The sequence below is a fragment of the Thainema salinarum CENA647 genome (genome assembly GCF_057732415.1).
Genome location: NZ_JBYJZJ010000022.1, coordinates 491,635 through 507,612 on the forward strand (window position 1 = coordinate 491,635; position 15,978 = coordinate 507,612).

At 48.9% G+C, this 15,978-nt stretch carries 15 protein-coding genes and 1 pseudogene; 6 read left to right on the forward strand and 10 right to left on the reverse strand.

Features of this window, described 5'->3' with window-relative positions; all coding sequences use genetic code 11:
* Positions 1 to 348 precede the first annotated feature (348 nt).
* Entirely contained in the window at positions 349 to 1,230 is an 882-nt protein-coding gene (locus AC286M_RS08980) for a hypothetical protein (RefSeq protein WP_488204051.1), read from the forward strand.
* Between the two features lie 71 nt (positions 1,231 to 1,301).
* On the opposite strand, the gene AC286M_RS08985 is transcribed toward AC286M_RS08980, so the two are convergent.
* A complete protein-coding gene (locus AC286M_RS08985) occupies positions 1,302 to 1,727 on the reverse strand; it encodes a hypothetical protein (RefSeq protein WP_488204052.1) in 426 nt (141 codons plus the stop codon).
* 191 nt (positions 1,728 to 1,918) lie between these two features.
* On the opposite strand from AC286M_RS08985, the gene AC286M_RS08990 reads away from it, so the two are divergent.
* On the forward strand, positions 1,919 to 2,617 hold the full coding sequence (locus AC286M_RS08990) for a Uma2 family endonuclease (protein ID WP_488204053.1): 699 nt from the start codon (positions 1,919 to 1,921) through the stop codon (positions 2,615 to 2,617).
* Between the two features lie 2 nt (positions 2,618 to 2,619).
* Here AC286M_RS08990 and AC286M_RS08995 read toward each other — a convergent pair whose 3' ends face one another.
* The 8 genes and pseudogenes from AC286M_RS08995 to AC286M_RS09030 form a co-directional block, all read right to left on the reverse strand.
* Positions 2,620 to 4,317 carry an ATP-binding protein gene (locus tag AC286M_RS08995; RefSeq protein ID WP_488204054.1) on the reverse strand — a complete coding sequence of 566 codons (1,698 nt, stop codon included), beginning with the start codon at positions 4,315 to 4,317 and terminating at the stop codon, positions 2,620 to 2,622.
* Positions 4,318 to 4,591: 274 nt separating this feature from the next.
* A complete protein-coding gene (locus tag AC286M_RS09000; protein WP_488204055.1) occupies positions 4,592 to 5,929 on the reverse strand; it encodes a hypothetical protein in 1,338 nt (445 codons plus the stop codon).
* Positions 5,930 to 6,083: 154 nt separating this feature from the next.
* Positions 6,084 to 6,188, reverse strand: a pseudogene (locus tag AC286M_RS09005) (DUF433 domain-containing protein); the annotation flags it as partial.
* A 118-nt stretch (positions 6,189 to 6,306) separates the two neighbouring features.
* On the reverse strand, positions 6,307 to 6,564 hold the full coding sequence (locus AC286M_RS09010) for a type II toxin-antitoxin system Phd/YefM family antitoxin (RefSeq protein WP_488204056.1): 258 nt from the start codon (positions 6,562 to 6,564) through the stop codon (positions 6,307 to 6,309).
* Positions 6,561 to 6,872, reverse strand: coding sequence for a type II toxin-antitoxin system RelE family toxin (locus AC286M_RS09015; protein WP_488204057.1), 312 nt, complete (start codon positions 6,870 to 6,872; stop codon positions 6,561 to 6,563). Before AC286M_RS09015 ends, AC286M_RS09010 begins: the two co-directional genes overlap by 4 nt.
* 53 nt (positions 6,873 to 6,925) lie before the next feature.
* Complete coding sequence (locus tag AC286M_RS09020; protein WP_488204058.1) at positions 6,926 to 7,867, reverse strand: hypothetical protein; 942 nt, start codon at positions 7,865 to 7,867, stop codon at positions 6,926 to 6,928.
* A gap of 316 nt (positions 7,868 to 8,183) precedes the next feature.
* Complete coding sequence (locus tag AC286M_RS09025) at positions 8,184 to 8,672, reverse strand: anthrone oxygenase family protein (RefSeq protein ID WP_488204059.1); 489 nt, start codon at positions 8,670 to 8,672, stop codon at positions 8,184 to 8,186.
* A gap of 93 nt (positions 8,673 to 8,765) precedes the next feature.
* Positions 8,766 to 10,535 (reverse strand): ABC transporter ATP-binding protein, encoded by a 1,770-nt coding sequence (locus AC286M_RS09030; RefSeq protein WP_488204060.1) that lies wholly within the window; start codon positions 10,533 to 10,535, stop codon positions 8,766 to 8,768.
* A 208-nt stretch (positions 10,536 to 10,743) separates the two neighbouring features.
* Between AC286M_RS09030 and AC286M_RS09035 the strand changes: the two genes are divergently transcribed.
* Entirely contained in the window at positions 10,744 to 11,154 is a 411-nt protein-coding gene (locus AC286M_RS09035; RefSeq protein ID WP_488204061.1) for a GFA family protein, read from the forward strand.
* 64 nt (positions 11,155 to 11,218) lie between these two features.
* On the opposite strand, the gene AC286M_RS09040 is transcribed toward AC286M_RS09035, so the two are convergent.
* The gene (locus AC286M_RS09040; RefSeq protein ID WP_488204062.1) at positions 11,219 to 13,003 is read right to left on the reverse strand and encodes an ABC transporter ATP-binding protein; all 1,785 of its coding nucleotides are present in this window, start codon (positions 13,001 to 13,003) and stop codon (positions 11,219 to 11,221) included.
* A 451-nt stretch (positions 13,004 to 13,454) separates the two neighbouring features.
* Here AC286M_RS09040 and AC286M_RS09045 point away from each other — a divergent pair, with 451 nt between their 5' ends.
* From AC286M_RS09045 to AC286M_RS09055, 3 genes are all read left to right on the forward strand, one after another.
* Positions 13,455 to 14,534 (forward strand): acyltransferase family protein, encoded by a 1,080-nt coding sequence (locus tag AC286M_RS09045; protein ID WP_488204063.1) that lies wholly within the window; start codon positions 13,455 to 13,457, stop codon positions 14,532 to 14,534.
* Between the two features lie 102 nt (positions 14,535 to 14,636).
* Positions 14,637 to 15,119: a hypothetical protein gene (locus AC286M_RS09050; RefSeq protein ID WP_488204064.1), complete on the forward strand. Its 483-nt coding sequence runs from the start codon at positions 14,637 to 14,639 to the stop codon at positions 15,117 to 15,119.
* Between the two features lie 40 nt (positions 15,120 to 15,159).
* Positions 15,160 to 15,903 (forward strand): hypothetical protein, encoded by a 744-nt coding sequence (locus AC286M_RS09055; protein ID WP_488204065.1) that lies wholly within the window; start codon positions 15,160 to 15,162, stop codon positions 15,901 to 15,903.
* Positions 15,904 to 15,978: the final 75 nt, after the last annotated feature.

Sequence of the window (15,978 nt, forward strand, 5' to 3'; positions counted from 1 at the left end):
TGTACGCAACCGTGCAAAGTTAAGAGGCTGCAACATAAATGGATTCGCTACGTCACATCTACTGAATCTTGTGGCTCTACCATCTATCGGCTCAGCACAGGCTCAATTTTTAACCCACTGATCCCAATCGTGATGATTTGAGACAATATAAAGAGAAGTAAAATTCAGTGTGCTTAACAACAAGACACGATAATTTCAACCCAAGTATTTCGGATGATGGCAAACTGTACTGCTGAATGATTGGATAGAGGGTGCCAAATCCTGAATCAATACTGTAAACACGATAACGATGGTGGATACGGAATGGTGTCAAACCAAAAGGCAGCGTCAAACCAGCAGGTTTCTACTATGAACGGATCAGGGATGCCCAAACCTCAAAACGAGACCGACATGTCAGTTTTGGTTGACGACATGTATCACCAGGCTCGTCAGGGCAGCGTGGCGGCGATTATTCAGATTCTGAATGAAAAGCTATCGGAGAGCGGTGTGCGGACGCGGGCTGTTTTAGCAGATGGCGTCCTGCAACTGCTGTGTGAGGCGGCAACGCCCGAACAGCTTGATCCCTCGAAGCTGGTCAACCGCATCCAGCAAATTTTGGAAGGAATTGGCCCGCGCAATATTCGACAAGTGGTGATTAATAGCCGTATTGTGCGGGAGCAGCAGTTGCTCTGGCTGGAAGAAATTCGCCGCGATCCAGAAGGTCAGCTCCTGTGGTCGCAACCGATTACCCTGCGTCGCCCCGGTCTGATGCGCCGCATTCGTGAAGATCGGCAGTTTCAGCAATATGTGCGATCGCGGTTTCAAGCTCCCCCATCTGGCAATCAATCGAAGAAAACTAAGCTCATTATCCGTGGCTTGGTCGGCGGTGTCAGTTTGGTCGTTTTACTCGGACTTATCGGCTGGGCTATGCGCGACTGGCTGGGCTTTGGCGGCGACTCAGCTACCCAGCCTGTTGTTGAATCTACCGAAGGTGATGGTACTCCTACAGTAAGCGACACCGAAGATCCCTTTGCGCAGGCTGTGGAACTGGCTACGCAAGCCGCAGTTGAAGGTGGACAGGCTCAAACTCGTTCCGACTGGCTTGATTTGGCAACGCGCTGGCAGCGAGCGTCTGATCTGATGGCGCAGGTGCCGGAAACCGATCAGCGCCATGCGCTAGCGCAGCGGAAAGTGGCAGAGTATGCAGCCAATAGCACTTTGGCGTTACAAAAGGCAGAGCAAACGCAGTAGGAACAGGGCCGTAAAGGGCATTGAGGCTGTAGGGGCGAATGGCATTCGCCCTGTTTTTGTTGTTGTGGCTGCTACGGTTGTTGCTGAATTAATTCTTCAACGGTAATGCCTAACTGTTCTGCCTCGCGCTGCAAAGCAAGAGCTGCTCTTTGGCGCTTTTGCTCTTGTTCACGCAATTCGACCTCGCGCCAATAGGCTTCCGATCGCTTCAGAGCCTCTGCTGCAGAGGAATCCCCTTGTTCTGCCAGTTTTTTGAGTGCTCTCAGAGCGGCAGAGCGGGTCAGCAAAATCTGACCTGTCGAACTCCGTTCTAGAGCTTTGACTGCATCTGGATCACCGAAGCCTACTTCTCCGAGTTTGTCTAAAATCGCAGCGCCAGTCTTGTCGTAGTCGCCCCAGTTGTACCAGTACCGTAGTTTTTCAAGGACTTCTGATACGGTTTTGAGATCAGGAAGAGCGGCTTTTATTTTGTCATCGTCACAGTAATATTCGGGCATCGTACACCTACTTGTAGAGAGTTTCGGCCACGTAGCGGTAAAGAGCTTTGAATTGCTACTCGTCTACGTCAATACTAATGTGGTCAAAGCAATCAGGGCGTTTGCGACTCGCGATCGCGCTTCTATCTTTATAAGTACATCTCGATACAATAGGACTATCTGAACGGATACACCATTCAAGGGGAACTCCCATGGTTCAAGTACCCATCGAACCCCAAATTTTATACCCCGATTCTGACGGTCAGCCGATGGCGGATAATACGCTGCAATATCGGTGGATTGTTCGTCTGGTCGCGAATCTGAAGCGCTTGCTGAAAGATCAAATGGCTTTTGTCGCTGGCGATTTGCTGTGGTATCCCGTTCAAGTTGATGCTCCTCCCGTTCCGGCTCAAGCCCCTGATGTCATGGTGGTTTTAGGTTGCCCCGATGGCGATCGCGGCAGCTATAAGCAGTGGGAAGAAAATAATATTGCGCCTCAGGTTGTCTTTGAGATCCTGTCGCCTAGCAACAGCGCCAGGGAAATGGTCAAGAAACAAGCCTTCTATCGTCAGTATGGCGTCTTAGAAATGTTTTTCTATGACCCAGAATCTTACGACTTTTTGGGGCTGGTGCGGTCAATAGTAGACGAAGATTTTGTGTCCATTGCACCGATCAAATTTCCTTGGACTTCGCCAACTTTGGGCATCCGCTTTGAGCTATTTGACGATGGCCTAGCCGTTTTTTATCCAGATGGTGAACAATTCAAAGATCCCGATGAAATTTTTGAGGCGCTCAATCAGGCTCAGCAAGGCCGCATCCAAGCCCAACAGGAACGTGATCAGGCTCAGCAAGAACGCGATCGCGCTTTTGCAAAATTACGCAAACTCGGCATCGATCCGTCAGAACTTTAGTCTCAATCGATACTAATCCCGTCGAGAGTGTCGGGGCGCTTGCGACTTGCGATCGCAGCTTTTTCCAGCTTGCGCGTTTTCTGGCGATGCTGCTGGAAGTGAGACTGCCACATTTCCGGCGCATTGAGCGTTTCACCACCGTGAACCGTGAGTCGCTGCCGCACCTTGCAGAGGACGGGCGTATTTACGCAGGCTCCGGAAATAATCACCTGACCTTTGGTAAGCGCAGGTAACTCCTTCAGCAGATCGCGGCCTGCGGCTTCGACTCCGTACTTGAGGCTTTCCTGATCGACTGGATTGACAATCCGCATCAGGAACTGACTCATGCATTGGGACAACACATCAGAATCGAGCTTGCCTGGTCGCTGGGTAATCAAACCAACGCCTAAACCAAACTTCCGTCCTTCACTTAAGATCGTCCGCAAAACCGCCTTACAGCGAGACGGTTCCCGCGCTGGCGCAAACCGATGGGCTTCTTCCAGCAGAATAAACACGGGATAGGGCAAGTAGTTCTCATCGCCCGCTTCGATTTTGTCCTTGTGCGTATCCATGCGCGCCTGATACGCCTGCCGCAACACCGCCGCACAGATCACCTGCTGCTCTTCCTGACTGATTTCATTCATTTGCAGCACCGTCACCTGTCCCGGTTCAAACAGATCCTTGGGCGGTAGGTGATTCATCGAGTGAAAATATTGCGATCGCGCCAGTTTCTCCAGCTTCCACTCAATCGCCGGAGCCGATGATCCGGTTTTCTCGTTGCCCTCGTCGTCCTGAGTGCGATCGGCCTCAAACACAGCGGCAATCAAGTCCTGCACGTCCCAGCGATAGTTGCCCTTGCGGTGCCGATTCAGGATCGTGAACGCCTTATTTAAAATCGACTGCTGCCGCTCACTCATCTCCGGCAGCAGCGTCAGCACATCATAGTAGTCCAGTGACGAAAAGCGAATGCAAATATCGTCCGGCGTCAGCACCTTCACCTCCGGCGCATAGCCATCGTCCGCCGTGAACGCTGGATGCCCGCGCATATCGGTCAGCGTGCCATATTCCCCGTGGGGATCAAAAATCAGCACCGCCGCCCGATTGTGGGGCAGCATTAGCTCCTCTACTAAAACGCCCGCCGTGTATGACTTTCCCGATCCGGTTCCGGCCAGAATCGCCATGTGGGTACTGACCAGCTCCTTCACATCCAGCGCAATCGGCACCGCCGCCCCCTCCCGCAGCAGCAGGGCGCCAACGTGTGCTGCACCGACTTCATTTGGCTGCCGCTTGTTGAGGATCTGCCGCAGCATCGGGTCAGGTGCGAGAAAAACTTTATAGCCCGGATCGGGGGTCTTACGCGGGTTCATGAAGCCCAGCGCTGGATGGAAGTAGCCAATTACATCGACGGTGACTTCATAAATTTCGGGATTGGGATAGGCGAAACCCACCAGCGCCGCAATGGTTTCGGGACTAATCTCGGCATCGGCAAAAATGCGATCGGGCAGGTGATCAATCAGCTTGCGCCCGGAAATTTTGCCCAGAATTTGCAGCGTCTCCGTCCGCAGTTCTAGGGAAACGGATTCAACCTCGTAGTAGACAAACTCGCCAATCTTGACATAGCGGTTGTCGGCGGTGATGAACACATACTGGTTGCCGTTTTCACCTGGCCCTTTGACGGTGCCAACAATCTGTTTAGGCCGAGAAGAATCTGAAGCTGTCATAGGGTCTCTGCTCGGTTCAGCGCTTTACTTTAACGTATGGGTGGACTTAGAGAACAAGAGTTCTATCCAGAGTAGCGCGACTGCGGCGATTTTCCCATCATTTGTTAATGGATATGGTGTATGGAATCACCTGTTGGCCTCTCGAGTATGTAATGCTTTGCATTGCCAGGCACAGAAATTCCCTTCACCTTATCTTTCGAAGATATAAAAAATAGTTCTGCTATTATCACTTCAAGCTATTCCCATTACTTCGAGGATTTAGATCTTTTCACATTCAAATAGATTCGACTTCAGGGTCGAATTCACCATATGCAATATCTTCTACAGGATTAGGAATATCATCAAGAATTGCTGCTCTATCGCAATATTTAAGAAAAAAATAGAGCGAAGAGTCAATTATTTTTAGAGTCTTACCACCTCTGTCATAATCAACGAAAGGTGGTTGAATACGTTTACTTATCTGATGCTGGGTAATATTGTGTAGAAACTTTCCAAGATCACTTGAACGTACATCACTAGGTCTATGGTGAATCTTTCTTATTTCCTCTAAGAGTTGTCCCCGAGAGAAACCGTTGTGTATTTCATCAAAGTCATGAGTTAGAAGGAGCCTGATGAAGTAATAAGGATAAGCAAGAGATGGTTTCCCGCTCTGAGCACTTATTCTAACTCTGACATCTACAAAGGACTCAAAATTGCGAATGTGTCTTACGCCATACTCGTCAGCCTTTCTTTGTTTTGCAACTTCAAAATGCTTGCTGGTGACAATAGTTAATTCTGCTGAGGTGCATTTTAAGTCAGCTTCAAGACAGCATAACTTACAAATCTCTTGTACTACACCAACACTGCTAAATGATTCCTCTACAATATTCTGTTTAACATTTGAAAAGTCAACATTAAGCAATCTTTCACCTTTTTCAATGACTCGCATAAAATCATCTCGATCCCAAGGTTCAACTGGGACTTCTGTAACACGATCTAATAAGTCGCCATTGAATTGAACTAAGCGATTTGCTTCACGCCAAATGCCTAAAATAATGAATATGAAACCGTAATCTTGAAATATCCTTAAATCATAAGATAGAGTCTCTTGAACTTCATTAGGAAGGTAGTGAAAATTTTCTAATACGATAAACTTCTTGAATTTTCTTGCTCTCAGTAGCTCTGAAACGTCTTGAGCCAAAGCCAAATTATACTCAAGATGTGTTGTATTCTGCTCCTTGGAATATCCAGCTTGGTTTGACAGCTCAGGATTGATTCCCGTCTCGCCAATAAAGGGGATTTTCACTTTAAATCCGCCACCAATCTTAACACCCTTTTCAGTAGTTGACTCAACAGTTTCTGATTCAATAAATGTAATGCCAAGTTGCCGTAGAACAGATTTATATATGTCAACTGTAGTTGTTTGAGGTGAGCATTCTACCTTGACATAAGCATCTGTATCAAGATGCTTTAAAAGGAGGGATGTTTTACCTTGCTTAGATGAACCATAGATGACAATCTCATTTCCACTAGACAACGCTGCTTTGAATTTTTCATCTACTGCCTCTCTCTCTATATAGGATTTTATGAGAGAGCTTTTCACACCGAAAACATCAGTTGTCTTGTAGTCCATCAATGTTGTCCTCTAATTTTTTGTGAATAAACTGAGGCAATTACGGCAAATATTAGATCAATCCTATAGAATTCGCTATATTAAAATCTTGTTAAATCTTTGGAAGCTTTTAAGAATACACCTAGAATCGCCATTTATGCTAACGCAATTTTTATGCTCGATACGCCAAGACATCATAAACAGTAATCCGCATATCGCGAATGCAAGGCTTGTCGCCTCGCTTACCCGGTTCAATCGTGATGATGTCTTGATACTGCATAACACTGAGCGGTTGTGTCGCTAAACGGTATGGATTATCCGTATTCTAGCTGTTGTTCTTTAATGTTCAGAAGTGCGATTGCACCTTTTGCTAAAAGGGTTGGAAAGTGCGATCGCAATTAGTCTGCGTACTTTGCTTTCAAATCTTCTAAACTAATTCCTTTGCCCTCCTTCAAACTTTGGCGTGCTTGAGCAATTTCTACCTCAAAACGTGGATCTCGCAGCAACAGTTCTTCCCACCAGTCCTCAGCATCTTCAAACCCAATGAGAATGCCAACAGGTTGCCCATCGCGCATGATCACAACGCTTTCTTTCTCAGCCAGTTGCAGATATCCCGACAGATCGCCCTTCACTTCATCAAATGATACTTGCTTCATTCCGCTCTTTCCCCAAACTCAGCTAGCCACTTCATCGCCTCATTTTTCTCCCGAATACGGAGAACTTCCACAGTCCCAGTTCCATCTTCAGCGTAACTCACGTCATAAAACGCGCGTATATCATCAAGCCGCAACCGATATTGAGGTTTTTGCATCTCTCGCAGACGCTTAATCCGGCTCTTACTCACCTTTTCCGGCTCATGTCTTAAGAATGTCTCGATGCCATCCAACACCTTAGCTCGATCACTTGCCCTCAGTGCAGCAATGTCGGCTTCGGCTTCGGGTGAAAAGAAAATTTCGTATCTCACTTTTGTTAATAATGAGGGTTAAGAAGTGCGATCGCACTTTTCTGTATTGTCTGTTATGACCAAGCTTCAACCCAAAACCAATGATCTTGGAGCTTGGTGCGGCTGAGATGCCAGGGGCCAGATAAATCAGGGGAAGCTTCTTGGAGACGTCGATGCTCGTCTGGTGTGATCGATACATCTTGGTCGTCAGATCGATAGAGAACCGAAGACTCTCCGTCTATCGATCCAAACTGACAAAAGGTCAATGTCTTCACGCCAGAACGTTCTTGTGTCAAAACTGTTCCACAGGGGCTGAGGTACTGGTAGCGGCGGGGCAAACTCACCCCAAATTGTATTCCTTGATCCTCTGCTCGTCGGGTAAACGGCTCCAGTTGTACCCGTTCCTGTTCAACAAGCTTGACAACGTGCTCAAAGGCGTTTGCATGTAGGCCAAAATTACTCGTCGAAGGATATCCCCAATAAAACAGATGAGAGCCAATCACAAAAAAGATGATGCTGATGGTGGCTAAGATGCGCCAAGCATAGGGTCGCAATCGAGAAGATAGGCGTCGCAATTGTGGAAAGGCTCTGAAGGCAAACCAAATGAGGGTAATTGCCATGATGCAAAATTCAATGGGCCATACGCTAGAACCTCTGACCAAGGCCGTAGCCATCATCACTAAATATAGGACTGGTAAAAAGAAGCCGGCTGTTTTCAGCAGACCGGCGATTGTCTGGTGGCGTAAATCTTGAACCTGATTTTCAACTCGCAAATAGGCTGGCCAGACTGACAAATAAACCACAAATAGTAGATCCAACAACAGAAGTGAGATCGGCTCACTACCAGGAAATGGCAGAAGAGCATTGATGTGGGTCAACCGAAATAGAAGCTGGAAACAGCCAATGCCAATCAAAATTGCCCAAGTCACATAAAATCGCTGTCGTTCTAATGTATTCAAGTCTTCACCTAGAAGCCCCATTTCAATGACTGCTGTGGAGTATGCCCACACAGCCATAACGACCTTCTATTGCTCAAACAAGTGTATTAGACTTTATTAGAAATAAAGTTTTTGGTGTTGGAAATTGTTTTGTAGCGCGGCGGAGCCGCGCTACAAAACAATTTCCGATAAGGTCTATTGATCCGAGTTGCCGGATCCATATGCCTTATCCTCACATCTTGCACCTTGCCTTTTAAGAAACCCAGAAGGGTTATTTTGCCGCCGTGATGCTGCGGCAAAATAACCCTTCTGGGTTTTGGTGCAAGATGTGCGTTATCCAGATCTATGCGATCGCACCTTGTGTTGATACAAAGTGATGAAACTGTGATCGCGTTCAGCTTGGCGATTGGATGGCAAAGGCAAAAGCGGCAGTGGCCAGTACTGCTGCGACTGTCCGGACGTGGTTCCAGATTGTCCAGCTTGTTAGGTAGCGTGCCCATAAAGCTGCCCCTTCTGCGCTAGTGGGTTCTACGTCTGCCAGTGCATTGTTCAGGGGTACATTGCCCACAATTGTGACGCCAAAGGTGCCCATCAGATAGAGCAGACTGCCCAAGAGCACATAGATCGCAGTGGGTTGCTGCCAGTTGAGCAGGGTTGCGATCGCAAGCAACAGACAAACCGCCGCTGTACCCATAAACACGGTCATAAACCAGGGGTTAATCACGGTGATATTGATTGCCTGCATAGCGGCAATACCTTGAGGTGGCTTCAGTTGCGCCAGCGCCTGCATCACAAAGGTGGAAAAGGCAAAAAAGACGCCTGCCATCAGCCCACAGCCCAGCAGCGAAAGCAGTTTGAGGATGAACGCTAAATCGTTAGTCATAGTTGATGGTGGTATATAAGTAATAATTTTGCGTTGCGTATGTGAAGCCCACACAGCACAAAATCATTACCAGTTGAAGACTATTGTCATGGTTTAACTGGCTCCCAGTTGCAGACTGTAAAGATTGGCGTAGATTCCCTGGTGATCCATTAGTTCGGCATGGGTGCCCTGCTCCACAATTTGTCCCTGTTGAATTACCAGCACTTGATCGGCTGCGGTGACGGTGCTGAGACGGTGGGCAATCACGAAGCTGGTACGACCCTTTAGAAGAGTTGCGATCGCATCCTGCACCAGCCCTTCAGTACGAGTGTCGATGCTGCTCGTTGCCTCGTCTAGTACTAAAATGCGGGGATTGACCAGCACGGCCCGTGCAATGCTCACCAACTGCCGCTGGCCTTGACTGAGGGGTGCGCCCCGTTCGCCCAAGCGGGTATTGTACCCCTGAGCCAGCGAGGTAATAAACTCATGCACATTGGCCGCCTGAGCCGCTGCTTCAATCTCGGTTTGACTGGCATGGGGAGCGCCAAAGGCAATATTTTCGGCCACGGTGCCCGTAAACAGCAGATTATCTTGCAGCACGATACCAATCTGGCGACGCAGGCTAGCCTGGGTGACGGTGCGAATGTCGATGCCATCAATCTTCACGGCTCCATCTGTCACATCGTAGAACCGCATAATCAAGTTAATGATGGTGCTTTTGCCCGCTCCGGTTGGCCCCACTAGCGCGATCATCTGTCCCGGCTGAGCGCAGAGATTGATCCCCTTCAGCACTCGCTGATTGGGCGTGTAGCCAAACTCCACCTGCTCAAACCGCACCTCGCCCCGAATTGACGGCATCTCATTGGCATTGGGGGCATCCTGTAACGTGACGGGTTCATCCAGCAGCATAAAAATCCGATCCAGTCCGGCCAGAGCCGATTGGGCTTGAGTATAAAACTGGCTGAGGATCTGAATCGGGCGGAAAAACTGCTGCACGTAGAGCAAAAACGCGGTCACGGTACCCACCGTCATCGCTCCTGTCACCGCTAGATAGCCACCGTAGGCCATCACGCCAGCCGTAGCCAGGGTGTTGAGAAAATCAATAGAAGGCAAAAACGCGGCTGTCACCGCCACGGCCTGCACATTTGCGCGCCGATTGGCAGCATTGAGGCTATCAAACTCCTCAATGTTGAGCTGAGTACGGTTAAATGCCTGAGCCTCGCGCACGCTACCAATATCTTCCTCCAGCTTGGCCGAGAGATCGCCAATTGTCTGACGAGTGACGCGAAATCGACTCCTAGCCCAGCGGGAGAAAAATCCCGTAGTAAAAATCATCAGCGGTACAACCAGATTACTCAGCAATCCTAGTTGCAAATTAATCGACAGCATGGCGATGATAATCCCCACCAGGCTGAAGGTTTGGCCCAGCACCTGGGGAATGGTCAGACCAAAGGCTTGATTCACCGTACTGACATCGTTGAGCAGACGGCTCATCAGATCGCCCGCCTCGCTGCGGTCAAAAAAGCTGACGGGCAAGCTTTGAACCTTGTCGAAAATATCCTGCCGCAACTGGCCCAGCAGCCGCTGCACAATGGCTCCCATGCGCAAGATTTGTCCCCGAATGGCCCAAACTCCCAAGAAATAAATGGCTGTCAGGATGACTAGCATCCACAACAGCCCTCTCAGATTCCCGGTCAGAATCAAATTGTCGATTGACCAGCCGATCAGCAGTGGCCCGATTGCCTGTGTCGTAGCTCCGATCGCAACTAGGAGAATCGCTAAAGGAAGTTCTTTCCGATAGGGCGCAAAGTAACGAAAGAAACGCCCAGTGGTTGAGGATTTAGGTTTTCGGGATTGCGTAGCGGCAACGGGAACAGAAGTCATAGCCGGAATCTTTGAATAATGCTGAAACTCAATTCTGGAGTGAGAATGAGTTAAGGCTAGCACTATCGTGCTGATTGGGTTGAGAACTTCGATTTCTGCGACTCTAAGTTCGATATTGGATAGGGGCGGGTTTAGTAGACCAATTTGCACCATGTCATAGATTTGGCGGCAAAACCCGCTCCCACAGTTTAAGGAAAAGGAGAACGTTATGGCCTCATCGTTTACGGGTCGCTGCCTCTGTGGCGCAGTTCAATTTGCGTCATCCAGTGCGCCTATTCGGCAGGCTAATTGCCATTGTGATGACTGTCGCCGTTCAAGTGGGAGTGTCTATGCCAGCTTTGTATTCATTCCGGCGGATGCGCTAACGATTCAAGGCGAAACCGCTAGTTATGAGCATTTGTGCGATCGCGGCACCATGATGACCAAGTTGTTCTGTCCCAACTGTGGTTCTCAGTTATTTTCAGCTAACAGCAGTCATCCGGAGCGCATGGGAATTCGAGTTGGCGTGATTGACGATGCGAGCTGGTTTCAGCCGATGGTGAATGTTTATACGTGCCGCAAGCTGCCTTCCACGCCGATGGATGACAATGTGCCTGCTTTTGAGAAAATGCCGGGGTGATGGTTGTTGGTTGATAGTAATTGGTTAACGGTTATTGGTTGATGGGTTGAGGGTTACTAATTGCTCAAATCTCAAGCGGCGTGGTGGCCGAACCAACCTGCGATTCCAGAATGGCACCGTAGAGCGGGCTGCTGGCCATTAGCTGTTCGTGGGTGCCCTGGGCGACTAGGTGGCCTTTGTCCATGAGCAGAATGCGGTCGGCGGTGCGGACGGTGCTAATCCGCTGGGCGATAACAAAGGAAGTGCAGGTGCGGCGGCGCATCAGGTCATCGAGGGCGGCTTGAATCTGAGCAGCCGTTTGAGCATCAACGGCGGAGGTGCTGTCGTCCAGGATCAGAATGTTGTAGTCGGTGAGTAGAGTACGCGCGATCGCAATTCGCTGTTTTTGACCACCAGAGAGACCAACGCCGCGTTCGCCCACAATCGTGTCATAGCCGTCGGGCAAACTGGCAATAAAGTCGTGAATCTGAGCAGCTTTAGCCACTTCAATCACTTCCGCCATTGTTGCGTCAGCTTTAGCGTAGGTGATGTTGGAGAAAATGGTGCCGGAGAACAGGGTGCTTTCTTGAAAGACAGTGCTAATCCGCGATCGCAAACTTTCTAGGGTAAAATCCCGCACGTCGCGTCCGTCGATCCGCACGGCTCCCGCCGTCACATCGTAAAAGCGGGGAATCAGGTTAATAATCGTGCTTTTGCCCGATCCGGTCATGCCCAAAATGGCGATTAGCTCATTGGGCTTGGTTTCAAACGAGATATGGGTCAGCGCTGGCACCGACGCACCGGGATAGCGGAAGGAGACGTTTTCAAACGTGATTCTGCCGCCGCAGGTGGTGAAGGGCACGGCCTGCGGTCGGTCTTTAATTTCAATTGCGGCATCAATTACCTCATACACCCGTTCGGCAGAAGCGGCGGCTTGGGCGATCGCTGGCGCGGCAAAGCCAATCAGCAGAATTGGCTGCAAAATCAGCAGCAGATAGGCATTAAACGCCACTAGCTCCCCCACCGACAGGCGATCGCCAATCACCGCCGCGCCGCCGTAGCCAATCACCGCCACAATCACCAGATTGCTAGCCAGGAAGATAAACGGAAACGTGTTGCGAATCGCCACAATCGTCTTCATGTTGGCGGCAACGAGGCTCTGATTTTGGTGGGTGTAGCGCTCCGTTTCCACCCGTTCCCGTACGAAAGCTTTGACCACCCGCACCCCCACCAGATTTTCTTGCAGCACGGCATTAAGGTCGCTGAGCTGCTCCTGCACCTGGTAGAAAAGCTGGCTGTTTTGACTAAAAAAGCGAGCCATCAGCCAACCCGCCAGGGGCACAACCAGCAGGCTAATCAGGGCCAGCCGCCAGTTCATCAGCAGCAAAATCACGGCAATCGTCACCAGCGTCACGACGCCGCTAATCACCTGGATCAGATTCGTACTCAGAAAGGTGCGAATTTGCTCAATGTCGCTGGTGACGCGGGTGAGGAGTTGGGAGGTCTGCGACTGATCGTGGTAGCTGAAGCTGAGGTTCTGGATTTTGCTGAAAATCCGATTGCGCAGGTCATACACCACGCCCTGAGACATGGCTTCGGCGCAAAAGCTCTGACCAAAGTTAAACAGTCCCCGTGCGATCGCAGCGATGACTAATCCCATCCCACTCTGGAGCACGATTGTCAGATTCCGCTCGGTAATACCCTGATCGATGGCCCAGCGATAGAGCTGCGGCGTCGCTGCATAGGCCGCCACCAGGAGCAAAGCGCTACCGATTGCGCCCACGGTCAACCAGGGATAAACGCGGAGGCTACCGAGTACCCGCTGCATGGGGCGTGCAGCGCTGGCTGGGGGCTGGGATGACTGAACCAATGGCCGACTCCTGTGAAAAGTGTGGTGCGGTTGTGCGATCGCATCTCTGCAAAAATTATGACAAATGCCTGATTATCTGAGCAGACATTTATGAGAGGACTTGCCTAGTGAATGTTTTAGGGTGTTCCAAAAACCAATTTTTTCTAAAAGTCATAAATAAAAGCGACTATAAAGTTGATGGGCTTGTTATTGTACTTGAAGTTAGCCAATCCATCTATATCTATCAGCCAACCAAGCCATATCTTCTTTTTTCAATCAAGCAATCATCAAAATTTCGATGGGCTGATGGCAGCAAATTCCATGCAATCTAGGCTCAGATTAAGAGCCAAATTCAAAGAAATAAAATGCTTCTCTATTTACTTTTCAATACAATTCAGGGAGGAATAATTGAATATAGAGAGCAAGTTCAGAAACTATAAACTTAATTTTTTGGTCAAAGTGAATTAGATAAATGGGAAAAAGATTAGTCGTACTTGATTGGATGAGAGCATTGGCAATCTTGGTGATATTGGTTCATCATCTACCAGGCTATACGTTTAACTATTACAATTTAAACAATTTCGGGATACCTCTTGATTTATCTCTTCTCAATGTATTCAACCGATATATTGGCCTAAGCCTTTTTGTGTTTACGTCAGGTTATTTGCTTAATTCAAGAAAAAGCCAATCTTTTGACTTAGACAAAACTAAAAAGTTTGTTCTTAAGCGCTGGATTCGAATTTTTCCCCTTTACTTGGTTGCCTTTGCGGCCTTCATTGTTCTGCATGAAATCACTAATCCAACTTCAATCTTTGTGCATTTATTTGGATTACAGCTACTAGTTGAGTCGCCAAGTCTGCAACCAATACAGACGCTTTGGTTTATCGGATTGATTATGGCTTACTACTCGATTTTCTTGGTTTGGAAGTCGAGGTTAAGCCAAGGTATCAAACTTTGCATCATTCTTGGTTTCCCCGTCCTGATTTTTGCTTTAAATGCGGTTTGGCAGGCAACTGATTTTCGTCTACTGCTCTACTATGGAGTTTTCTGGTATGGCATGTATTGTGGTGCCAGCAAAATCTTAGATAAATCACCTAAGTCATTCTCAATTATCTTTTTTCTGATTCTCTTGTTCATCACCTTATTAATGAATTTGACAGGATACGTATCCGTTCGCAATCCCGATGCTTCTTTACTCAACCTTTTAAGGGTAAATATCTGGATGATCTGTTTTGTAACTTTCTCTTATTATGCTCTACGTTACCTTCCTGAAAAGGGATTAAGCTTTTCCCTATTTGAAAAAATTGCTTACGCCTCTTATTGTATATATCTATTTCACCGACCTGTTTTATCTGTGGCAAGCAAAATTCTTGAGAAGATAATACCTGGTGACAACCTGTTTATATTTTCGAGCGTAATGATAGTTACTACTTTGCCAGTTATGTTTGTGATATGCCAAAAAATTCAGCAACTATATGATCGCCAAATTACACCTCGCTTAGAAAGTCGTTTATTACAACCTGCAATTTCTAATGATTCGAGAAAAACTTAGAGAATGGACATTGCAAATTGAAATCCAATTGAATTGAAGCTGGTTCCACCCAAGTTTGTGTTGAATTAAAATTGAGACAGAGAGTTCAGCAGGCCAAAGCCGATGGCTCAGCAACGACGCAAGCGTGGCACAGCAGGCGATAAAACGATTTGTCTGCCCATTGCAGACGACCTTGACTACGAGGTCTTAGTAGAAGACTGTGAGTCCTTTCGGCAGTATCTCAACGAGCAGATCGAGGCTCACCCAGAACTGTTTCCCGACGGGATTGAAGCGGGCTATCGCTTTCATGGATGGGTCGAGTCCTCTCGTCAACAGCTCAAGACCCGGCGGATTTTGCTGCCGAGTACCGGAGAGGCTTATCAACTGCGTCCCGATTTGGTGATGCCGTACATGAGCGAGACGGCGGAGATGGCCGACAAAGCGCTCTATTTAAGAAAGCATGGCCTGTCGTATGAGGGGATTGCCTATGTGCTGGGCCGTTCTGAGATGCACTGGTATCGGCTCTGTCAGTCGTTCGGTCGAGCCTCGATTGTGGGCAGTACCCTCAAAAGGGAAACGGCGCTCCCCCCATCTAGTTGCCGATGAGAAGCATTGTGATTGGCACGGGCAGCGAGTCTATCTGGCAGTGACAGCGGCGCAAGGGTGCGTCCTGGGAGCCAGTCTCAGTGCCAATGCGGGTCAGGATGGATTAACCGCAGCCTATGGGGTATTCCAGCAGGAAGCTGCCCATCATGTTCCCGACTATGCGCCCGAGACGGTGACGACTGATGGTTGGGAGGCCACCCGAGCCGCTTGGGAGGAGCTATTTCCTGGCCTGGTCTGGATTCTGTGCTTCCTGCATGAGGTGATTAAAATTCGCGATGGGTGCCGCTCTAAACCAGTCCTGGGTCAGCAACTAGCCGACAAGCTTTGGCATCTGTATCGGGGCCAGAGCAAACGTCACTTTGCTCAACGATTGCGTCGGTTGCTGGAGTGGGTGAACACCCACGCGTTGCCCCAGGCCATTGACGCTCGCTTGCGACGCCTCAACGACAAATCTCACGTCTTCCAACGCGCCTTTGACTTCCCTGACGCCTATCGCACCAGCAATCAGGTTGACCGTCCCATGAACTATCTTGACCGTACCCTGTATGCCATGCAAGATTTTCATGGATTCTGGGACTCGGCGGAACAGTCGGTGCGCTCGATGGCGCTACTCTGGAACTTCCATCCTTTTTGTCGCAAGACTCGCAAAGCGATGGGCGGGTGCTTATGCCCCTTTGAGCAACTCAACGGATTTCGTTATCACGACAACTGGGTTCGCAATTGGCTGATTGCCTCATCATTGAATGGCAGAAGACCGTTGCCAAGGAAATCTGACACAAAATAAGTTGGAACTAGAATTGAAGGTTTTGTCAACAGGGTAAACGCATCTAAAACGGGGCACGAAAAGGTGTAGGATGAG